Annotated in this window: 23 protein-coding genes and 1 riboswitch; of the genes, 14 read left to right on the top strand and 9 right to left on the bottom strand. The window is 40.3% G+C overall.

Translation table 11 applies throughout. From position 1 onward, the window contains the following. Nucleotides 1–74 precede the first annotated feature (74 nt). From IR135_RS05670 to IR135_RS05655, 4 genes are all read left to right on the top strand, one after another. Entirely contained in the window at nt 75–338 is a 264-nt protein-coding gene (locus tag IR135_RS05670; RefSeq protein ID WP_228063436.1) for a 4a-hydroxytetrahydrobiopterin dehydratase, read from the top strand. Between the two features lie 65 nt (nt 339–403). After that, the gene (locus IR135_RS05665) at nt 404–811 is read left to right on the top strand and encodes a hypothetical protein (RefSeq protein WP_135097502.1); all 408 of its coding nucleotides are present in this window, start codon (nt 404–406) and stop codon (nt 809–811) included. A gap of 19 nt (nt 812–830) precedes the next feature. Then, the gene (locus IR135_RS05660; protein ID WP_135097500.1) at nt 831–2,324 is read left to right on the top strand and encodes a pyruvate kinase; all 1,494 of its coding nucleotides are present in this window, start codon (nt 831–833) and stop codon (nt 2,322–2,324) included. An 81-nt stretch (nt 2,325–2,405) separates the two neighbouring features. Beyond that, nucleotides 2,406–2,792, top strand: a complete 387-nt coding sequence (locus IR135_RS05655; RefSeq protein WP_135097498.1) for a GtrA family protein — start codon at nt 2,406–2,408, stop codon at nt 2,790–2,792. Nucleotides 2,793–2,928: 136 nt separating this feature from the next. On the opposite strand, the gene IR135_RS05650 is transcribed toward IR135_RS05655, so the two are convergent. Next, nucleotides 2,929–3,177 (bottom strand): hypothetical protein, encoded by a 249-nt coding sequence (locus tag IR135_RS05650; RefSeq protein ID WP_135097496.1) that lies wholly within the window; start codon nt 3,175–3,177, stop codon nt 2,929–2,931. A gap of 154 nt (nt 3,178–3,331) precedes the next feature. On the opposite strand from IR135_RS05650, the gene gltS reads away from it, so the two are divergent. Beyond that, entirely contained in the window at nt 3,332–4,534 is a 1,203-nt protein-coding gene (gene gltS, locus IR135_RS05645) for a sodium/glutamate symporter (protein ID WP_135097494.1), read from the top strand. 40 nt (nt 4,535–4,574) lie between these two features. On the opposite strand, the gene ggt is transcribed toward gltS, so the two are convergent. Next, nucleotides 4,575–6,335: a gamma-glutamyltransferase gene (gene ggt / locus IR135_RS05640; protein WP_135097492.1), complete on the bottom strand. Its 1,761-nt coding sequence runs from the start codon at nt 6,333–6,335 to the stop codon at nt 4,575–4,577. 196 nt (nt 6,336–6,531) lie between these two features. Between ggt and IR135_RS05635 the strand changes: the two genes are divergently transcribed. From IR135_RS05635 to IR135_RS05620, 4 genes are all read left to right on the top strand, one after another. After that, on the top strand, nt 6,532–6,942 hold the full coding sequence (locus tag IR135_RS05635) for a 6-pyruvoyl trahydropterin synthase family protein (RefSeq protein WP_135097490.1): 411 nt from the start codon (nt 6,532–6,534) through the stop codon (nt 6,940–6,942). Between the two features lie 58 nt (nt 6,943–7,000). Further along, nucleotides 7,001–7,092: riboswitch (TPP riboswitch) on the top strand. A 60-nt stretch (nt 7,093–7,152) separates the two neighbouring features. Then, complete coding sequence (locus IR135_RS05630) at nt 7,153–7,734, top strand: ECF transporter S component (protein WP_135097489.1); 582 nt, start codon at nt 7,153–7,155, stop codon at nt 7,732–7,734. 1 nt (nt 7,735) lies between these two features. Beyond that, on the top strand, nt 7,736–9,142 hold the full coding sequence (locus IR135_RS05625; RefSeq protein WP_135097486.1) for an ABC transporter ATP-binding protein: 1,407 nt from the start codon (nt 7,736–7,738) through the stop codon (nt 9,140–9,142). Beyond that, a complete protein-coding gene (locus IR135_RS05620; protein ID WP_228063435.1) occupies nt 9,117–9,926 on the top strand; it encodes an energy-coupling factor transporter transmembrane component T family protein in 810 nt (269 codons plus the stop codon). The genes IR135_RS05625 and IR135_RS05620 overlap by 26 nt, the downstream gene beginning before the upstream one ends. 43 nt (nt 9,927–9,969) lie before the next feature. Here the strand turns inward: IR135_RS05620 and IR135_RS05615 are convergent, their stop codons facing one another. Next, nucleotides 9,970–10,818, bottom strand: a complete 849-nt coding sequence (locus tag IR135_RS05615) for an SDR family oxidoreductase (protein ID WP_135097484.1) — start codon at nt 10,816–10,818, stop codon at nt 9,970–9,972. 141 nt (nt 10,819–10,959) lie between these two features. Here IR135_RS05615 and IR135_RS05610 point away from each other — a divergent pair, with 141 nt between their 5' ends. Then, nucleotides 10,960–12,039, top strand: a complete 1,080-nt coding sequence (locus tag IR135_RS05610) for an aldo/keto reductase (protein WP_135097481.1) — start codon at nt 10,960–10,962, stop codon at nt 12,037–12,039. A gap of 200 nt (nt 12,040–12,239) precedes the next feature. Beyond that, entirely contained in the window at nt 12,240–12,803 is a 564-nt protein-coding gene (isaB, locus tag IR135_RS05605) for an immunodominant staphylococcal antigen IsaB family protein (protein WP_135097479.1), read from the top strand. Between the two features lie 36 nt (nt 12,804–12,839). Here isaB and IR135_RS05600 read toward each other — a convergent pair whose 3' ends face one another. The 4 genes from IR135_RS05600 to IR135_RS05585 form a co-directional block, all read right to left on the bottom strand. Continuing rightward, complete coding sequence (locus IR135_RS05600; RefSeq protein WP_135097477.1) at nt 12,840–13,727, bottom strand: DMT family transporter; 888 nt, start codon at nt 13,725–13,727, stop codon at nt 12,840–12,842. An 83-nt stretch (nt 13,728–13,810) separates the two neighbouring features. Continuing rightward, complete coding sequence (locus tag IR135_RS05595) at nt 13,811–14,506, bottom strand: AraC family transcriptional regulator (RefSeq protein ID WP_135097475.1); 696 nt, start codon at nt 14,504–14,506, stop codon at nt 13,811–13,813. A gap of 162 nt (nt 14,507–14,668) precedes the next feature. After that, nucleotides 14,669–15,421, bottom strand: coding sequence for an SDR family NAD(P)-dependent oxidoreductase (locus IR135_RS05590; RefSeq protein ID WP_135097473.1), 753 nt, complete (start codon nt 15,419–15,421; stop codon nt 14,669–14,671). A gap of 29 nt (nt 15,422–15,450) precedes the next feature. Continuing rightward, nucleotides 15,451–16,185 carry a glucose 1-dehydrogenase gene (locus IR135_RS05585; protein ID WP_135097471.1) on the bottom strand — a complete coding sequence of 245 codons (735 nt, stop codon included), beginning with the start codon at nt 16,183–16,185 and terminating at the stop codon, nt 15,451–15,453. A 116-nt stretch (nt 16,186–16,301) separates the two neighbouring features. Between IR135_RS05585 and IR135_RS05580 the strand changes: the two genes are divergently transcribed. Both IR135_RS05580 and IR135_RS05575 read left to right on the top strand, forming a co-directional pair. Then, nucleotides 16,302–16,934: a TetR/AcrR family transcriptional regulator gene (locus IR135_RS05580; RefSeq protein ID WP_167753371.1), complete on the top strand. Its 633-nt coding sequence runs from the start codon at nt 16,302–16,304 to the stop codon at nt 16,932–16,934. 54 nt (nt 16,935–16,988) lie between these two features. Continuing rightward, nucleotides 16,989–17,465 (top strand): glutathione peroxidase, encoded by a 477-nt coding sequence (locus IR135_RS05575; RefSeq protein WP_135097467.1) that lies wholly within the window; start codon nt 16,989–16,991, stop codon nt 17,463–17,465. Between the two features lie 48 nt (nt 17,466–17,513). Here IR135_RS05575 and IR135_RS05570 read toward each other — a convergent pair whose 3' ends face one another. Next, nucleotides 17,514–20,750 (bottom strand): efflux RND transporter permease subunit, encoded by a 3,237-nt coding sequence (locus IR135_RS05570; protein ID WP_135097465.1) that lies wholly within the window; start codon nt 20,748–20,750, stop codon nt 17,514–17,516. A 144-nt stretch (nt 20,751–20,894) separates the two neighbouring features. On the opposite strand from IR135_RS05570, the gene IR135_RS05565 reads away from it, so the two are divergent. Then, entirely contained in the window at nt 20,895–21,476 is a 582-nt protein-coding gene (locus IR135_RS05565; RefSeq protein WP_135097463.1) for a TetR/AcrR family transcriptional regulator, read from the top strand. Between the two features lie 36 nt (nt 21,477–21,512). Here the strand turns inward: IR135_RS05565 and IR135_RS05560 are convergent, their stop codons facing one another. Beyond that, nucleotides 21,513–22,013: a dihydrofolate reductase gene (locus IR135_RS05560; RefSeq protein WP_135097461.1), complete on the bottom strand. Its 501-nt coding sequence runs from the start codon at nt 22,011–22,013 to the stop codon at nt 21,513–21,515. Nucleotides 22,014–22,132 lie beyond the last annotated feature (119 nt).

The following is a 22,132-nucleotide window of genomic DNA, read 5'->3' as shown; positions in this document are numbered from 1 at the left end:
ATCATCTGCATGATTTCTTTTATTCATAAAGGGTATAAATTACTGTATATAAAATGAGCAGGAGGTAATTAATAATGGATGTTAAAGCAGAAGCAGAAAAACTGGATGGCTGGGAATTAAAAGACGAGAAACTGATTAAGAAGTTTAAATTCGAACGTTTTTTAGACGGCATTGAATTTGTAAATATGCTTGCACAGCATGCTGAAAAAGAGCAGCATCATCCCGGTATCAGAATTAATTACACAACCGTTACGGTAGTCTGGACAACTTTCTCAACGCATGAGCTGAAAGAACGGGATATCGAAGGTGCTAAAGCCACTGACAAAATTTACGGTTAAATTAACGGGCTGCTCGGTTTGTAAAAAAACCGGCAGCCCCGTTTATAAACTTAAGGAATGAATATATGAAATATTTGCGTTCAGGAATAATTGCCGGGGGGATTACCGGTATGTTTCTTCTTATTGTCTGTGCGATTGTGGAATACCTGACCCCTCTGGAACTTATGTCACTGCTTCTGAATGTTGACTTTTTAACTGAAAGAGATCTGCATATCAGTATAGAAATCGCACTGCATCTCGCGGTGTCCATTGCGATTGCTGTTTTACTTAAATTTATATTTAATAAATTTCCGAGAGTTTACATAGCTGCTTTGATTTTCAGCTGGGTCGTCACAAGTATGCTGTTTTATCTGCTCGAATATTTAAGTGTTATAACTATCGTGCTGCACGGCTTCACGGGTTTTATCGTCTGGACGTATATTCATCTGGTGTATTTCATCCTGATGTTTATACTTCATAAAAAAGGTATTTAAGACTATAGAGGTGGTCGTTATGAATAAAGAAGCATTGCCGTTATTAGAAGATATAAAACAGATACGCAGACAGGTTGCAAAAGACGGTGAACACATACTGGAATCCTGGCAGGGAGGAGAAGTACGGGAAGAATATATCCAAAGTTTGAGAAATCTCGCTTACTATATGGCTTTTCGCCGTTACGACCGTCGCGAACTGCAAAATTCATTAATCCCATGGGGAGTATCATCCCTCGGCCGTCTGGAACCAAACGTTGCCGGCAACCTCGATGCTGTTATTAAAACTCTCGGATATATTACCGGTGATATTCAACAGGATACTGAATACTTTAAATATCCGGCTTCGGAAGATCGAAACAGTCCGCTTGCGAACAATACAAATATGCTGCTCGGCGAGAGTAAAGAGCACCGATACACGCAAATTATGGTAACGATGCCGCCTGAAGCAGCAAAAGATTATAAACTGGTTAAATCCCTGATTGAGTCGGGGATGAATTCTGCACGGATTAATTGTGCACATGATGATGAGGATACCTGGAAACAGATGATTGAAAATATAAGAACAGCAGCTGATGAGACCGGAGACTCATGCAGAATATTAATGGACATAAGCGGTCCGAAAGTCCGAATCAAGACTCTTTTGACTTCCAAAAGAAACCCAAAACTGAAAACTGGAGAATACTTTCTTCTCTCTAATCAGGAAGCAATGATACTGCCTTCCAAAGTGAATATAGCGGTTAATACTTCGGTTCCCGAGGTGTTGAAAAATGTAGATATTGATCAGCTGATTAAAATTGATGATGGGCAGGTAGAAGCAATAGTAACAGAAGTTCAGGATGATGGTTTAATCTGCCGAGTCACTAAAACATCTAAAGCAAAAGGCGTCAGAATTAAAACAGAAAAAGGCATTAACTTTCCGGACCTTGATATCAATTTAAATGTACTGACAGAGAAAGATATGAACGATCTCGATTTTGCAGCGGAACACGCAGATATTCTCGCTTTTTCTTTTATCAAAAGTGCAGATGATATGAGATATATTGAAGATACTCTAAGAGAAAAATTGACGGCCGGTAAACAGCAAATGCCGGTTATCGCCAAAATAGAAACGACTGAGGCTATCGGGGAGATACCGAATATTATTGCTGCAGCTGCCGCAGTCAGACCTTTTGGAATCATGGTAGCGCGGGGAGATCTGGCAGTAGAAATCGGTTATGAACGGCTCAGTGAGATACAAGAAGAGCTGCTTTGGATTTGTGAAGCTGCTCATGTGCCGGTAATCTGGGCTACTCAGGTGCTGGAATCATTGATTAAAACCGGAATTCCGACACGTTCCGAAATATCAGATGTCGTTGCAGGATCCCGTGCTGAATGTATTATGCTGAATAAAGGCGACTATATTGTTGATGGTGTGAAAACTGTGGATGATATTTTAAGTAAGAGCGAAGGACATAATTATAAGAAAACTGCGATGCTGAGAGCATTGAATATCTCTAAATCAATGTTTGAATAGACAGTATGCGTCTTCCGAACGGGGAGACGCATTTTTTGTGATATAATGCAACGTAAAATGCCAGTAGAAAGTTGAATTTATATGAGCAAGTTTAAAGAATTTATTAAATACTGCATGATTGCAGCAGTCGGCGGTATCATTGATTTACTGTTGTTTATCATGCTGCACACTTATACCGGTATTCATATTCAAATCGTGAATCTGGTTAGCATGTTTACCGGTGTCACAACAAATTTCATATTGAATTATCATTTTAACTTTAAGGCGCACAGCAAATTTTTCAGACGCTACTTTTCATTTCTAACTATTGGTACAGCAGGGTTTTTAGTCGTTTCCATTGCTGTTTTCATTTTCGTTCAACAGCTTGGATGGAACGCCATTATTGTTAAAATAAGTGCGACAATGTTTGCGACCGTGATTCAGTACTTACTAAATCGATATATATCATTCCGCATGTACAGAGCTTAGTCAGTGACAAGAGCGCCATAACCCTTGACAGGACAGATTTGTACCGCATATCGATATTTTGTAACGTTCATTACATAATACGTTATAACGATATAATGAAAAACAATCACAGCCTTAAGACTGTGATTGTTTTTCATTATTTTTCTGACGCTTTATCCCTTAACTCGTAATAATAAAGTACGCTAGTCATCGCGCCTTCATCGACCATGTTTGCATCACGCAATTCATCCGGTTTTCCAAGATTAATAATGTAATCATCGTCCGTCCATTTATTAACTGCATTTTCCAGCTGTCCTAAAATCATCTGTCTGTTCTGTGACTTCGTTGCATACAGTACCCCCGCTGCCAGCCCCGCTCCAATAAGGAGTTTCGTCCGTTTGCGCATACAATATCACCCCTTTCAATATAGTTTTCAAGAACATCTAATAATTAAACATAATTAAATTTCTTTAAATATGTAAAAGTTATCATTGGTTATTTCTGGGTTTTAGATTAGAATGGATTTTCTGATGTATTTTTTAAATGATGGAGGATGGGATATGGAATTAAATTTAGTAACATCATTATTTTTAGCAGTGATGGTTTACCTCATCGGTGCTTACTTAGTTAAAAAAATATACTTTTTAGATAGATACTCTATACCGGCACCTGTTGTTGGCGGTTTGCTTTTCGCAGTGTTTACATTAATAATGCACACTTCTGACTTAGTGACGATAACTATAGATACGTCCTTACAGTCTTTATTTATGATTATATTTTTTACCACAGTCGGATTGGGTGCCAGTTTTAAGTTAATTAAACTTGGCGGTAAATTACTTATTATCTATTTACTTGCAGCAAGTTTTTTATCAGTCTTGCAAAATACTTTAGGAGTCTCTCTTGCTAGTCTGCTTGGAATCGATCCTCTGCTCGGACTTATGGCTTCGTCTCCTGCTATGATTGGCGGACACGGCGGTGCTGCAGCATTCGGTGAAACAATCGATGGATTAGGAGTGCAGGGAGCCACTACTGTCGGCATTGCTGCAGCGACTCTCGGACTTATTGCCGGCGGAGTTTTCGGCGGACCGGTTGCACGTTATATGATTAATAGACATAATCTCAAGAGCAATGAACCTGCTTTTGATGCCGGCGAATATGAAGTTCAGGACGTTAAAAAGGAAAGCAAACTGACTATCGACCAGTTCTTTATTTATTTGGCAATCATTACATTCACAATGGCGCTCGGCACATACATTGGCGGTATCTTCTCGGATTTATCCGGAGTAATTCTTCCCGACTATGTCGGTGCAATGTTCGTTGCAATTGTTGTCAGAACATTATTAGACGCTTCACAAGACAAGGTGCCGTTTGATTTTGATACAACTGTAAATGATAAAATCGGTGCAGTTTCTTTAGGCTTATTCCTGTCATTTGCACTGATGAGCATCAAACTTTGGGAGCTCGCAGACTTAGCACTGCCGATTCTGCTGATTGTTTCCGTGCACGTTATCGTCATTATTCTGTATACGATGTTTGTTGTTTACAGACTGCTTGGCAAGAATTATGACGCTGTAGTAATGATTAACGGTTTAATCGGCAGCGGCTTGGGGGCAACGCCTACAGCTATGGCTAATATGGATGCAATCACATCTAAATTTGGCGACTCTAAAACTGCTTACCTGATTGTACCGATTGTCGGGGCATTCTTAATAGATATTATTAATATTCCCGTTATAGTGTTCTTTATAAACCTTTTCAATTAAATAAAATAGAGCAGCCGGTTTCGGCTGCTCTATTTTATTTTTACTGCTGGGATTGCAGGCCGTAGGCGGCACCGTTTCTATTTTTATCAGTAGCCCCTGTAAATTCTCCCGTCACAGGATCAATCTGGATACTGCTGACATTTCCTATGGCTTCGGATTCATCTTCAAAATTATGTCCCATTTCATTAAGCTGGCTAATAACTTCTTCAGGAATACCTTCTTCAAATCTGTAAGATTCCAAGTCATTAGTAAAGATTCTTGGTTCTGTTACTGCTGAATGCACATCGAGCTCGTACTCATAAGCATTGATAATTGTCTGCAGAACTGATGTAATAATGGTCTGCCCGCCCGGCGAACCTGCAGTCATTACCGGTTTGCCATTATCAAATACAATAGTCGGTGTCATACTGCTGAGCGGACGCTTATTCGGCTGTACTTCATTTGCTCCGCCTGGTTCAGCATCAAAATCTGTCAGTTCGTTGTTCAGCATGAATCCATATTCAGGCACCATAATACCAGAACCGAATACCTGCTCAATCGTCGTAGTGTATGAAACGACATTGCCGTATTTATCCGCTACTGAAAAATGGGTCGTCTGTCCATCAACTTTATCGTTCGGCTGTGCAACATTATTCACTTCATCTGTCCCTGTCTGATACTCCCACGGATCTCCCGCTTCCGGCTCTTCATTCACACTGTCCATGCTGATTAGTGTGCTTCTCTCTGCAATATAATCAGGATGGAGGAGCCCTTCTGCAGGCACGTGCACAAATTCCGGATCTCCTGCATATTCAGCACGGTCGGCATATGCCAGATGCATTGCTTCTGCCATTAAATGATATTTCTCCGGCGAGTTTATATCATACTGGGATAAATCAAAACCATCGAGCATTCCAAGCATTTGAAGCATGAATATGCCGCCTGAGCTTGGCGGAGGCATGGTAGCAATATCATAGCCGTTAAACTCTCCCCAAATCGGTTCATCTAATGTAATTTCATAATTCGATAAATCTTCTGGTGTCATTGAGCCGCCGAATTCCTGAACTGCGTCAGCAGCCGCTTTTGAAATTTCACTGTTATAAAAGTAATCGATGCCATTATCTTTAATAAGGTTTAAAGTTTTCGCCAAATCTTCCTGAACGAGTACATCGCCTTCTGCTAAGGGTTCAGCATCGTTAAAAAATACTTCAGCTGCTGCTGTAGCCTGTAATTTTTCGGCGTTATCAGAAATTTGTGCAGACAGGAAGTCATCTATCATAAAACCTTCCTCGGCAATTGAAATTGCTGGAGCAATCAAAGCCGACATATCAACTGTTCCCCAAGTTTCGTGGGCTGCCTCCAAGCCCCTCAATGTTCCCGGAACTCCTACTGACTTACCGCTTCTGACACGTTCTTCAAATGGTAATGCTTCCCCGTCTTCATCGAGGAACATTTCCGTATCTGCACCTGCAGGCGCACGTTCCCTGCTGTTTATCACAGATGTTTCTCCTGTTTCTCCATCATATACCATCATAAAACCTCCGCCGCCAATACCCGACATCATGGGCTCTGCAACGGTCAATACATATTGCATAGCAATAGCTGCGTCCATGGCGTTACCGCCGTTGGCAAGGATATCATAACCCGTTTCAGAAGCAAGCGGGTGCGCCGATACAACCATCCCTTCATCAGCTGCTGCTACATCATTATCTTCACTGTAGTCCGGATCAAAAGCTTCGGCAGATACGATGGGAATTCCTGCTGAAAAGATTAGCAATGATAAACTGATAACTGCTGCTAAGCGTTTTAGAAAATTCTTCATGTTACTCCCCCTTGTTTTTAATTGCTGATGCGCTTTGTCTCTCCTCTCTAAATAAAGATGTAAAATTCTAAAAATTATGAATTACTTCCCTCAAGGTTACCATATCAGAACATGCAGTCAATAATTTGACACAATTAAATTCATATCTTTTGTATAGTATAATTTAGAAAATACCTATATATTGAGGTGTAAAATTATGTCTTTAGAAAATGTTAAACCGCCGGAGCAATTTCAATATTTTAATCATCAGATAGTTATTAATAAGCATTTCGAATTCACTTGTCATAACCGTATATTTTTTTCCAGTACAGCCTTTAAAGATTTAAAAAACCATCGCTACACATTTCAGTTAGAAATATTATCAATGGTAAATGAATTGGGCCTTGCCACAGATTTTCATTTAATTGATCAGATCTATAGAGAGCACATTGCTTTAAAACTCGATAATTGCGTGCTCAATGAAACTCTGCCTGCTATGAATACAACCGCTGAAAATATTGCGTACTGGATTTTTGAACAGTTTAGTAGTCATCTGCCAAAGGAAGATACACTGCTTAAAGTAACGCTCTATGAAAACGATAAACAGGGGATTTCCGTAACTAAATAATTCCAGCTTCACAAATCCGTGCAAGTGGACTATGATAGTGATAATCAAATAATAAATTCACCACCACTGGGGGTGTCCGCATCGGACTGAGACTGACCCTTATCACCTGATCTAGATTATACTAGCGTAGGGAAGTGGCATATTTTTATATGCACACCATTCCGTTAGTGGTGTGTTTTTTTGTTTGAAATTTATAACGGAGGCTTCAAAATGGCACAAAGAAATGGTTTAACACTCACTGATATTTTAATTACTGTCGTTATCGCACTGGTTTTCGCTGTTATTTATTCTCTATGGGATGGGATTTATACGATTCTCCAACCCTTTGGTCTGCATTTAAATGAACTGATATACGGAATGTGGTTTATCGCTGCGATTGTCGCTTATTTAGTTATCAGGAAGCCTGGTGTTGCTCTGATTGCAGAATTTGCAGCAGCTTCGGGCGAAACGATTGTACTCCTTCAGTTTGATATTTCACTGATTATGTACGGCTTAATACAGGGACTGGTCTGCGAACTTATTTTTATGTTCTTTAAATATAAGAGTACGAGTCTGATGGTGGCAGCCTTGGCCGGCATCGCGGCAGCTTTATCTACTTTGCCGCTCGACTGGTATTATGGTTATCTCGGGATGCTCGAGACATGGAATCTTGTCCTGATGTTCAGTTTTCGGATACTCAGCGGCGCGCTTGTTGCCGGCTGGCTCGGCCATCTGCTCTACAAAGCACTTAAAGAAACCGGCGTATTAAAGTTTGTAGGACAAAGACACGATAATTCACATGAAGGATTATAATATGCCGGCAATTAATATACAGAACTTAAATTTAAAATTTCCAGAAGCACCGGTAAAATTATTTACCGATTTAAATATTGAAGTTGAAGCCGGCGAGAAAGTACTGCTGCTCGGACCGAGCGGTTCAGGTAAAAGCACGTTATTAAACGTCATGGGCGGGTTAATCCCGCGGGCAATCCATACACCCATGAAAACCGAATCAATCGAAATTCCTGATAATAACGCCTATGTGTTTCAGGATCCTGATTCCCAGTTTACGATGCCTACAGTAGCAGAAGAGCTTGCTTTTATTTTGGAAAATAGAAATATTCCGAAGGAAAATATGGAAACGGCAATGCTGGAAGCACTCAGTCAGACGGGACTTAATATACCACTTAACTTAAATATTAATAATTTATCAGGGGGAATGAAGCAGAAGCTTGCGATCGCTTCAGCCCTGCTGCAAGATCCGGATACTTTGTTTCTCGATGAACCAACGAGCATGCTTGATGACGAGTCTGCATCTTCTCTATGGGATGTCATTGAAAACATTTGGCACAACCGCACAGTTATTATAGTCGAACATCGTGTCGATTATATATGGGACAAAGTCGACCGGGTTATTCTGATGAATAATCAGGCTCAGATTACTCATGACGGTACTCCGGACGATGTTTTAAAAAATTATAAACACCTTTTGAATGAATATGGTGTTTGGCATCCGGATTCATGGCAGGAAGCTCCAGTGTTCAATCCGTTACCGCCAGCGGAAGAGGTACTGCTCGAAATAAAAAACCTCCATCTTGAACGGCAGGGGATGGAGATTTTGCATATCGATAACTTAACTGTTGCCGGAGGAGAATGGATTACGCTCGAAGGAAAAAACGGTACTGGAAAGTCCAGTCTGCTTCTTGCGATAATGAAATTGATTCCTTCTGCTGGCAATATTTACTACCGGAATAAGAAAGTTGCAAAAACAAAACAAATTGCCGGAGAAGTATATCCGGTATTTCAAAATCCGGAACTCCAGTTTATTACGCACAAAGTTTTTGATGAAGTTTTCATCAATATGGAATCCCGCTTTGAATATTCTGAAGCAGTGAGACAGACCGAAGTCATTTTGCAGCAGATGGGGCTTAGTAATACAGCACACCTGCATCCATTGGAAATTTCTACAGGACAGAAGCGCCGGCTAAGTGTAGCCACGTCTTTCGGCGGTGTGCCGAACATCCTGCTGCTCGATGAGCCGACATTCGGTCTCGATCAGAAACACGCCTTTCGAATGCTGGAAATATTTCAAGAACTGACTGAAGCAGGGACTGCAATCATCATGATTACGCACGATGAAAATATTAAGACACGCTATCCGTCGAGACGCTTGATTATTGAAGACGGAATGCTTCATGAGAAGAGGATACACGATGCTTGACGCGGTGAAGAATTACAGCACTTTTATAGACAGGACAAATCCGCTGACAAAAATACTGCTGGCAGCAATACTTTTTGTTACTGTAATTTTCATTCATAATCCAAATGTTCTTTTCCATCTGACAATTATTATGCTCATCATGCTGCTCCTTTTAAGCGGAGTTAAAATAAAATACCTGACAATCTTGTTAATATTTATTTTAATTTCAGGATTTATATCAAGCCTCTATATGATATTCTACGGTGAAGGGACACAGACGCTGTTTCGCTACGGCATTATTCATATTACTGAAGAAAGCTTTGTCAGAGGTATTCATATTTCAATGCGCGGCGCTATATTGTCGTTATTTGGCGCCCTAGTGATATTTACAACGAAAATAACAGATGTGTTTTACGCGCTCATGATTCAGCTGAAAATAAAACCTAAGTATGCTTATTCCTTTATGGCAGCTATCCGCATGGTTCCAATTATTGTTGCAGAATATTTCCAGCTGAGGCAGGCTAGAAAGGTCAGAAAAGCATTGATTCATAAAAAATACATTTCAGGATTTAGAGGATTGAAATCAACAATTGTGACCTTGCTCAGTCAAAGCATAAGAAGAGCTTACAGACTTGGGATTGCAATGGAATCCAAAGGATTCAGTGACGGTGTCCGCACATACTATCATAGAACATCATTCTCAAAATATGATTTGTATTTAATCGCGCTTATTGGAGCTGCTGTTTTCGCTGCTCTCGAGTTCGGTACTGTCATTTCTCCTTTCACAAGCACCGACGCAAGATAAAAAAGCATTGGGAGCTCCCAATGCTTTTTTGCTCTTCCAGTTATTATTCTGCCGGCGTTCCCGGTTCAATATCATAAGATTTTTGTACCGATTCGTGACGTTTCCCAAGATCTGCAGTTGTTGTTTTATTCCAGACAGATTTTTGTGTGTCCTGCAGCTGAGAAACCATTTTTTCAGGTATCACATTGCGATACTGATCTGTTTCACCGAGGATTACTTTGATTGCTGGCTCTGTTACTTCTTCAGGGTCAAATTGTTCACTAGGAAAAGCTGTTTTTCTGTAGTCAAATACTGTGTCATCTAAATCAATCTCCCAGTTTTTCCACGTTTCAAACTCACGGTCATTGAATCCTGTTAAATAAGGACCCGGATTAATCGTCGATACCTCCACATTAAATTCCTGCAGCTCCTTGCTCAAAGCCATCGCGAACGCTTCTACAGTATGTTTTGAGCCTGAGTACGGTCCGGACAGCGGGTTCGTTGTAATACCGGATACTGAGGATACGAAAACAATGCGACCTTGTTTATTTTCCACCATTTTACGGGCAAATCCTTTAGTTAATAATATCGGTCCAAAGACATTGGCTTCGAATTGATGACGCAAGTTTGCTTCAGGTATATCAACTAATGAGCCGCCTTCTTTGACAGCTGCATTATTGACCAGCACATCAATATCCCATGCCCAAGCTTTTTCACGGTCTTTAGGGTTTGTTACATCAAGTTTTTCGATCTTCATTTTAACACCGCGTTCGCGTGCTTCCTGTTCTAAAGCAGATACCTGTGACATCACTTCCACCGTTGCGATAACTGGATGACCTTTTTCCGCCAGTGCGAATGCAATATTTTTACCGAATCCTGTTCCTGCACCTGTAATAAGTACTGTCTGAGTCATTAAAAATCCTCCTATAAATTTGCTTCTTTAGAATCTATACCCTGTCATATTTCTCTCAATCGGACAAAGAGTTGAAAAGTCTGTTTTATAAACAAGATGCAGGGAATATATTAATTGATAATGAAATTTGGAGGGATAAGAATGGATTACACATTATTAGGAGATTCAGGTCTTAATATTTCTAAATATTCTCTTGGGACCATACCATTCAGCGGCACAAAAGATTTTGAGGCAACAGGAGATATGAATCAGGAAACAGCGAACTATTTTGTCGATTATGCACTAGATAAAGGGATTAATCATTTTGACACAGCCAATCTTTACGCTAAAGGCGATGCCGAAAAAGTCCTTGGCAAAGCAATTCGCGATAAACGCCATGATATGACAATCGCCAGTAAAACAGGTACCCCGATCCAAGGTGGTCCTAACGACGGCGGTGCAACACGCGCCAATATTGAAACGACTATTGATGAGACACTGAAACGTCTCGGTACAGATTACTTGGATTTATACTATATTCATATATGGGACGGCCGTGTTCCTGTTTCAGAAACTGTCCAGGTGATGAACGATTTGATTAAGAAAGGTAAAATCCGCTACTGGGGTGTATCCAATTACAGCGGCTGGTCACTTGCCAAAACACATACTTTTGCAGTGGAAAATAATATGATTCCGCCTGCAGCTCATCAAATCTATTACACACCCGAATCACGGGAGGCGGAGTACGAACTGCTTCCGGCAGGAACAGAGCTTGGGATAGGAAACACAATATGGTCTCCTTTAGGCGAAGGCATGCTGAACGGTAAAATTACGAGAAATCAAAAAGCACAGCCGGGAACACGCCAAGGCAACGGATGGGCAGAACCTTATCTTAAAGACAAGGAATTCTTTTATAATCTCGTTGAGATGCTGCAGGATGTTGCATCGAAACATAAGGTAACAGTACCGCAAGTTGTGCTTGCCTGGCTCCGTGACAGACCAAATGTAGATTCGGTCATTATTGCAGCACGTAATAAAGAACAATTGTATGAAGACGTCGCATCCTACACGTTGCAATTGACCGACGATGACGTTTCACAAATTACGGACTTCACTGCTTTAGAACCCGTTTATCCTCATTGGCACCGCGCAATGAATACGATGAATATGGCTTCAGAATCAGAGAAAGTTTATCTGGAAGCATATAATAAAACGATGAAGCAGAAAGATCAGGAAATCTAAGGAATCTCTGAAAATGTTTAATGTGAAACATAATATTTTCTTCCCTTTTACTTCTATATGCGTTGGTATCAAGATAGTAACGCATAGCATTATAAAATAACGCTATGCGTTACTCCTAAGTTTTTGGACATCAATTGCAGTTCAAAAGAAATTATGCAACAATTGAAACTTAGCAAACAACCTTTAGGAGATGATTCCAAATGAACATGCACAAGTTAGTGAAGGTGCTGGCATCAGCGGGAATTGCAGCTACTGTCGTTACAAGCACGCAGATTGCAGACAGCAATGACGGCATGAATACAGTCGAAGCAGCAGAATCTAAAAGTTCAAATTATAAATATGAAGGCGATACAGGATATGGAGATGGAAATTTCCTTCTCAATGATGCTCTTATCAAAACATTGGAAGAAGATGGCGATTTAGCATTCAATGGTCATACTATCGAGGCTTCAGAGGCTGATTATGAAAAGCGTGCCGATACAGAGTATGAAACTACAAAAGAACACGATCAGAAATTCACCTTATATGACGGAACAGCAACTAAAGTTGTTTTCCCGATTCAGGAAGAAATGCTATCAATTGATGAAATAACGGAAGCTTACGGAGACGATTACGAAATTGAAGAAAACAAAAAAGGAAAATTCGAAACATATGTATTTAAACTCGGCGATCAGAAAAAGGATACCGATAAAAATATAATAGCATTTAAAGTAGAGGACAGCTATGTAACACAAGTTACAATTGGTTACAGCAAATCTTACTAAAGATAAAAGGAAGACAAAATTATCTGTCTTCCTTTTTTAATTTTCTGCAATTTGCGCAGTACGCGGTTTTCTTGCTGTCATAATCAGCACACCGATTCCAAGCAGGACGAGTATCAGACCGAACCATGATGTACTGCTCATATATTCTCCGAGAAAGAAAACACCGAGTAAAGTAGCTGTTAGCGGTTCTCCGAGCGACAGTGTTACAGCTGTGGAAGAGGAGACATTAAACAAGCCGATCGCAAATAGATAATAGGCAAGGCCAGTTGCTACAACTCCCAGATGGAGGCCGGCTATGATTCCTTCCCGGCTGAAGATCCAAGACATATCGAAGACGAAAAGAAAAGGAGACAGCAGCAGTCCGCTCAAAGTAAATACGACAGCTACTGATGGCAGGGGTGACATCTTCTCTACCACGTCTTTATTAACGATTGTATAGCAGGCAAAAGAAAATCCCGCTCCAAGTGCTAACAGTATTCCAAACGGGTCTGCCTGCACCGATCCCTGATTTGAAAACAGCAAAATAACTCCTGCTATTGAAAGCGTAGTCGATACCCACCATACAGCTGCAGGTTTTTTTCTCAGAAACAGCATTTCTATAATTCCTGCCAGCATCGGTGCGCTGCCGATCGCAACAACTGTCCCGATTGCCACACCGGTAATGGCTACCGCAGAAAAGAATAAAGGCTGATAAATACCAATACATACGGATGCGATGAGTGTTGGTTTTAACGGCAGGCTTTTCAAATTTAGTTTACCTGCTGCCAGCACGACTATGAGTAAAAATAAACCGCCGATAAAAAGCCTGGTAGCACCAATCGCTACCGGGTGTGCAGAAGCCGGCGCCAGTGCCTGGACTGTTCCTGTTGTTCCCCAAAGCACCGCAGCTAAAAGAATTAAAAGTGGAGCAATTTGCTGTTTCAAATAAAATCACCTCAGTATAAAGTATGTTACAAATATTTTATACAATTGTACGAGGTTTTACTTTACTGCCTGCAACATGTTATTTACCATTTCTTAAGCTCTCTGAATATATGCGGCGAGACCCCGGTATTTTTCACAAACCAGCGGGTAAATGAAGATATATTCTCAAAATCCATCTCTCCTGCTATTCTTGTAACCGACCAGTCTGTCACCGTCAGCATATATTCGGCTTCTTCCCGGCGAAGCTTATTTATATATTCTTTTACGCTTTTACCGGTTTGCTTTTTAAACCATTTTGAATAATATGACGGATGATAGTTTTCTATTTGAGCAAGGGTTTCAAGATTCAGCTGATGTCTAAAATTTTTATTAATATATTCAATTGAAGGAGGCGTTACTGTTCTAATTTTATTTGCAATATAGTTCGTTAAATTACCAAGTGCCGCAGGATTCTCGGCATTCTTTACTTCTTCCATCAGAAGATACTTTACAGCAGACCAGCTTTCATCCATATTTTCATACATATCCCTGGTATTACCCGGGAGCATACGCAAAGGAATATCCAGTACGAGAAATTCATTCTGATCAGCAGAATGGAATACATGATCTGTATATGGGGCAAGATAGAAACAATGCTCCGGAGTCAGATTAATTTTGTGATTATCTGTTTTTAAATCCATAGATCCATGCAGCGGGAACAGAAATTGTCCATGTGTGTGATGGTGAGATGTGACCACTTCATTATAGATTCTTTTTTCGCATACAATAGCAGTACTCATCATTAAAACCTCCTTCAAAAATATTATTCCTGCTTAAGAAAAATATAATTCTTTCAATCATCAAATCATATATCCAGTAAAAATACTATTTTTTCTACTTTTTTGAAAAAATTAAAAGATCCTGGAGCAGATGCTTCCAAGATCTCTTAATCTCACTTTGAATTAGCGAATTTGTATTGAACCGCCATCAGCCATTAATGTCTGACCGGTCATATAGTTAGAATCTTCCGATGCCAGGAAGACTGCAATTGGACCTATATCTTTTTCGGGGTCTCCCCATCTCTTCATCGGTACCTTTGAAACAATCGCTTCGAATGTTTCAGGGTGTTCTTTCGACCACGCCTCAACGCCTGGTGTCATTGCGATAGGGCTGATGATATTCACATTAATACCATATTCTCCCCATTCGTTTGCTGCAACTTTCGAGATTGCGCGAATAGCTTCTTTTGCAGCGGCATATGCTGTTTGTGTTTTCTGGCCTTCCAGTCCTGCACCTGAAGCAAAGTTTATTACGCTTCCTTTTGACTCTTTAAGGTACGGAAAAGCACTCTGCATCAGGTAGAAGGTCGGATAAAATCCAGTGTTAAATGAAAAGTCCATATCTTCCTGTGTCGTATCTTCAAAATTCACCTGTCTTGACGCGTGTGCATTGTTTACAAGCACCTCAAGTTTACCGTATTTTTCCACAACAGTATCGACAATTTCATGCAGCCTTTCACGTTCTGTTAAATCTGCTTTGATAAATATTGAATCCGGTGATACTTCCTGCAGTTCTGCTGCCACCGCGTTACCTTCTTCTTCATTTAAGTCGACAATGGCAACTTTGGCGCCTTCTTTTGCCATTGCTCTTGCCATGCCGCTCCCTATACCGCCGGCACCGCCTGTAATAATGACTGCTTTGTCTTTTAATTTCATACTTTTTCCTCCAAATCGTTAAAATTAAATTACATTGCTGTTAAGCCGCCGTCAATGATGAATTCCGACCCTGTAGAGTAGCTCGACTCACTTGATGCAAGGAACAGCACCATATTTGTTACTTCTTCCGACTGAGCCATGCGGCGCATCGGAATTTGTTTTGCAAATTCTTTAATCTGTTCTACTGCATCACCTTCAGTAACCATTGGTGTTTCAATCACACCGGGATGTACTGAGTTCACTCTGATACCAAGGTGTCCAACTTGCAATGCCGCAGCTTTTGTCATCCCTCTGACAGCAAATTTAGAGTCTGTATAGCCGACTGCACCACCGACAATACCGTTCATTGATGAAATATTCACGATTGAACCGCCTTCAGCTTTTTGCATTGAAGGCAGTACCGCTTTAATTCCAAGAAATACAGATACTTGATTAATATCGATAATTTTTTTATAGTCTTCAACTGACATATCAAAAATACTCTTGCTCATACTGATTCCTGCATTATTCACCAGTACGTTAACCGGTCCAAAAGCCGCTTCTGCTTTTTCAATAACTTCCTGCCATCCCGCTTCATCAGTCACATCGTGTTTTACAAATAAGGTATTATCACCAAGTTCCGAAGCCAATTTTTCTCCGACCTCTTCGTTTATATCAGTAAATACGACTTTAGCGCCTTCTTCAACGAAACGGCGTACGTGTGATTCCCCCATACCTCTGGCTCCGCCTGTAATAATTGCAACCTTGCCTGATAATCTTTCCATATTGATTACCTCCATATATTGATAGTCTGACTCTCAATATTATTATAACGCTAATTTATCTGATAGGCTAATATTTAGACATGTATTATAATTATTAAATGAAAGGGGAAAATCCTATGTCAAAACAGCTGGAAAACAAAGAACGCCGTACACAGGCAATCATCGATGCTGCCGAAAAACTGCTGATTGAAAGCACCTGGGACAGCGTACAGATGCAGGATATTGCAAATGAAGCGGGAGTCGGAGTCGCAACACTTTTCAGATACTTCCCGAAAAAACAGATGCTTATTATCGCAGTTGCCAATCAGATATTATCAGAAGAGTTCGGTTTCTATCGCAGTGTCAACCTGCTGGATGCAACAGGCATTGAGAAAGTCGAAGCAATTTTCACCAGAGTCAATAGACTGGACAATCCGGAAGCACTGAAAAAATCAAAATTTATTGATATATTCGAATCTAATATTGGCGAGCTTGAAAACTTCGTAACAGAAGCTGAAGAGTATTTTAAAATACGTAATGACATTTCCAATATTGTCAGCCGGATAGTAAGCGATGGCCAAGCTGATAAATCACTGCCTTCAGGCGCAGGTGTCACAGATGAAATTATGACGATGATTAATAACTACAGTCTTTTCGCCCGGAAGCTTGCACTGATGAAAAATATTATGGTATTGGAAAAACACCCAGGCACAGACATTCAATTAAAAATTATGCATGACATGTATATGGAACGCTTGAGAAGCTTATAAAGTTGTTATTTTTTACTTTCAGACGGGTATATAAATTAAAAGGCGGGATAATCAATGAACAGTATTTATGATATAGAAGTTGAAAATAAGGATCACAGCACTTATAAGCTTGAGAAGTACAAAGATTATGTAATAGTCATCGTTAATACGGCAACAAAATGCGGTTTAAGCGGACAGTTTGACGGACTTGAAAAGCTGTATCAGCAATATAAAGATCAGAATTTTATTATTCTCGGTTTCCCATGCAACCAGTTTGCCAATCAGGAACCAGGGAGCGGGGAAGAGGCTGCTGAAGCTTGTAAAATCAATTACGGTGTTACTTTCCCTATTCATGAAAAAATTAATGTTAATGGCGAAAATGAACATCCTCTGTACACTCATTTAAAAGAACAGCAAGGCGGCTTGCTCGGCAGTAAAATTAAATGGAACTTCACTAAATTTGTGATAGACAGGGATGGTGAAGTCGTAAAAAGATTTGGTCCTAAGGACGAACCAGAAAAGATGAACAGCCTTATACGGGAACTTCTGTAATAATATAATGCCCCTCCGGAATAATTCCGGAGGGGCATTTTTTATTTACTATTTTCTGTTGTTAAGATCTTTCATTTTATCGATTAATCTTTGCATCTCGTCGATGTAGCTGCGTTTTTGTTCTTCTTCATCGACTTCATCAACGCTCATCTGTTCCGCCTGTTCTTCCTGGCGTTTGTTTTCATCAATTTCTTTTTGCGTAATTACTTCACCTTCCGGTGTCATGTACTTCTTATGCATGTTGCGCGTTTCTTTATCGATATAGCTGTAGAATATCGGAATAACGAACAGCGTAAAGAAAGTACTGCTGACGAGGCCGCCGATAACGACTGTACCCATAGGGGCAATCATCTCTCCGCCTTCGCCGAGACCGATTGCCAGCGGCAGCATCCCAAGCGCCGTCGTGAGTGCTGTAATAACGATTGGACGGAAACGATGCTGAACGCTGAGTTCAAGTGCTTCAATTGTCGGTATTCCTTTTTCTTTCTGCTGGTTCGTATAGTCAACAAGCAGTATGGAGTTGTTAACCACTATACCGAGCAGCATGATAATGCCGACAAACGATACTACGCTTAAAGGGTTGTCGGTAATGACTAGCGCAGCCATAACACCGACGATGCTGAGCGGCATTGCCATAATAACGATAAATGGATGTCTGAACGATTCAAACTGTGCAACCATTACAAGGTAGATAAACACTATACCTAAACCGATTGCGAGTGCCAGCTGAGGAATCGCATCCTCCAGCATTTCAAGGTCTCCGCCCACAGAATAGTGAGTATCTTCACTAAAGTCTGCTCCCTCAATGATATCTTCAACATGTGTGCCTGCTTCATTAAGAGACATATTCGAAGAGTAAGTAACGGTTAATTCACTTGTTTCTTCCTGGCTGTCCCGTGTAATTAACGGCAGCATTTCAGCTTCTTCAAGTTCAGCAACTTCACTGATTGCAATATAATCTCCTTCTGCATTCGGAATCTCGATAGATTCAAAGTTTGATACACTGTCGAGATACTCATCCGGATATTTTACATTGATTGAAAGATAGTCATTGTTTGCTTCAACAGTAGATGCTTCTACTCCATTTGAAGCTTCATACAAAGCTTGGCCAATTTGGGCGGGCTGCAGGCCGTTTTCACGGGCTGAATCTCTGTCGACTCTAATCTGCATTTCTTCGACCATATCTTCACGGCTCGAAGCGACACTTTCAATTTCATCGTCTGCTTCCAGTTCATCAATAATAATTTCTTCGGATTCTTTAAGACGCTCAGCATTGTCATCTGAAATACTCAACATCATCGTGTTTGGCTCAGAACTCATGCCTGACTGTGACATAGGAATTACATTAATTTCAGCTGATTCATCCAGCGCTGTAATTTCATCTTCAATATTGCTTATAAATTCATTGGTTGAAACGCTGCGGTCATCCTGGCTCACCAGTGTTGCCGTAATACTCGCCTTATTAGTTTCCTCCGACATGGACATCATCGGCTGAAGTGAGCCGACGTTACTTAAATACATCTCTATTTCTGAGTAATCTTCAAGCTGTTGCTCAATACTTTGAACTGTTTCAAAAGTATCATCATAAATTGTACCCTGTTCTTTCTCTATTTCAATTGTAATGGCACCTTCGTCACTTTCCGGCATTAAGGTCATACCCTGATTGACGATACCGAGAATTCCTGCTGCCATAAGTAACAATGTAATAATTATCACCAGGAAGCGGTGCTGTAAAGTCCAGCGGGTAAATCTTGTGAGTGCCTTCATGTAAGGTCTTTCGCTTCGTGCTTTTTCAATATTTTCTTTCGGCGCTTCTAAAATACGGCTGGAAATCATCGGTACAACAGTTAAAGCGACAAAGAGCGAAGCAAATAGACTGAATACGACTGTAATTGCAAGCGGCGTAAACAGCTGGCCGACTAAGCCGCTGACAAAGACGACCGGTGAGAAAACTGCGGCTGTTGTCAGCGTTGATGCAATAATCGCCGAAGCTACTTCCTTAGTTCCATCACTTGCTGCTTTTTTAGAATCTTTCCCCATTGATAAATGACGGTATATATTTTCTATTACAACGACCGAGTTATCCACCAGCATCCCGATACCGAGGGCAAGGCCGCCGAGTGTCATTAAGTTAATACTGATATTCGTAAAGAATAACAAGGCAAATGTTGTAATTACCGAAAACGGTATCGACAGGCCGATAATTAATGGCGCTTTAAGATTGCGAAGGAAGGCAAACAGTATAATCATTGCCAGTATCGCACCGCTGATCAGTGAAGTGTATACACTGTTTATCGCAAGATCGATGTATTCTCCTTCATCGTACAAGGTCTCCACTGTCAGATTGCTGAATTCATCTTCACCGAGTTTCTCGTCGAGCACTTGATTGAACTCGGTATTTACAGTAGATGCATTAGCATCAGAAGCCAGCATAACATCGATAGAGAGTGCATTATCCTGGTTTAGTCTCGTAATTGAATTGCTGTCCTGTTCTTCAATTGATACATCAGAAATATCATCGAGTGTTAAGGTTTCGCCGTCAGGCAGATCTGCAATCACCAGTTCGCGAAGCGTTTCAACACCATCGATGTCGCTTACCGTCCGTGTAGAAATTGCATTGCGATTTTCTGTATCAACTATAGTTGCGTTTGGAATTGATATATTATTTGCTTCTATCAGTCCTGCAACATCACTCTGGCTCATATTGATTTCCGATAAAGCATCGACATCAAGATTAACTTGAATTTCTTCGGTTACAGAACCATTTTGTGAAATCGAAGCGACACCTTCTATATTTTCAAGTTCAGTGATTAAATCATCAACTTGACCTTGATATTCTGCGACGTTTTCACCGCTTGATGTGACAGCCATCTGAATACTCGGCATCATCGAAATATCAAATTTAAGGAAAGAAGGTTCTCCTGCCTGATCAGGCAGCTGAACACTGTCAAGCGCTCTTGTAATATCACTTTCTACTTCATCAATTGTCATATCATAACCGAATTCTAAAATAACAACTGAAGAACTTTCTTGTGACTGGGAAGATATGTTTGTCAATCCGTTAATGGATGACAATTCCGACTCTATCGGTTTGGTTACATCTTCCATAACCTCCTCAGGACCGGCGCCCTGATAAGTAGTAGCCACTGCCGCAATAGGCGGTTCGATATTCGGCATAAGCTGGAGCGGAAGTCTTGTTAAAGAGACAATTCCAAGCAGCATAAGTATAATCATAACGACGATTGTAAATTTAGGACGTCTTATGGAAAAATCCGATAATTTCAAATTAAGTACTCTCCTTGTATATATTATTTATTTGTGAAAGCCGACAACGTGTTGTATAATCCCTTATAATCATAATAAAGCAGTTGAATACTATCAATAAACAATAACCATGAATGTGTTGAAAATAGGAAAGAAGTGTCTAAAATGAGTCAGAAAGAAATTACTAAAAATAATCTCATCGAAGCATTTTGGGATATTTATAAAGAAAAGCCGCTGTCAAAAATTACAGTGAAGGAAATTACGGATAAAGCAGGTTACAACCGCGGAACATTTTATACATACTTTAAAGATATAAATGAAATACAGCAGCTGCTGAAGGAAAACCTGATACCTACTAAAGATATGATTCTCGGGCCGCTCATGATGCTCGATAAAAACAGCGGTAATATATTTGAAACGCTGGACCGGACAAACGATTATGTTAAAGAACACAGCGAAAAAATCGCTGTGTTAATCGGGCCGGAAGGAGATCCGAGTTTCGTTCATGAATTTAAAATGAGAATCCGTATGATAATTATGGACTACGTATATGAACTTAAAGTAAAAGAACCTGAGAAAATCGAGTATATTATTGAATACCAGCTGTCCGCCTTAATCGGCATGTTTCAGCTGTGGCTTGAAAAAAATGAAAGCATGGATGAAAACGTACTCGCTGATTTTGTAGAAGAAGTTTCTAATCAGGGTGTCACAACAATTATGACTTCTATGCTGAATAATAAGAACTAAAAAATTTCTAGTTTTATACTCATTATCGCCGCCGGATCAATCCTGTTTCTTTCTTCTCCACAGCTCAAAAGTGTGTTCATATAAATTCTTCTCATCTACAATGCCTTTTTCTGTTTTAACCAGTTCAAATTTTTTATAGTCAAAATCTTCATCGAAATAAGTGTCACCTTCAAAAGCACTGTGAATAACTGTACGGTATAATTCGTCAACTTCATTTTCAAACATTTTGAAGAGCACAGCCCCGCCGATAATATAAAGATCTTTGTCACCGGTCCTCTCCAGTTCGAGTATTTCTTCTTTAGAATGCACGACTATCGCTCCCGGAGCTTCGTAGTCCCGCTGAGTTGTCAGCACGATATTCTGGCGGCCGGGAAGCGGTCTATTCGGAATAGATTCATAAGTTTTACGACCGGTCACCATATCACCGCGCATCGTTATCTTTTTAAAAAAAGCAACGTCGGCCGGCAGACGCCAGGGTAATGTATCTCCTTTGCCAATCAGCCTGTTTTCATCTTCAGCCCAAACAAAAGCAAGCATATCCATCTCTCCTTCGAAACTAAAATATTTACTATCATTGGCATACCCTAATTGCTTGTGATTCACTCATTCTTTAAGAAAACCTTAAGGACAATACCTGTAACGCTATGCATTACAAA

The sequence above is a fragment of the Jeotgalicoccus nanhaiensis genome (genome assembly GCF_015235105.1).
In the GTDB taxonomy this organism is placed as follows: Bacteria; Bacillota; Bacilli; order Staphylococcales; family Salinicoccaceae; genus Jeotgalicoccus; species Jeotgalicoccus nanhaiensis.
This window is presented reverse-complemented; position numbering and strand designations above follow the sequence as displayed.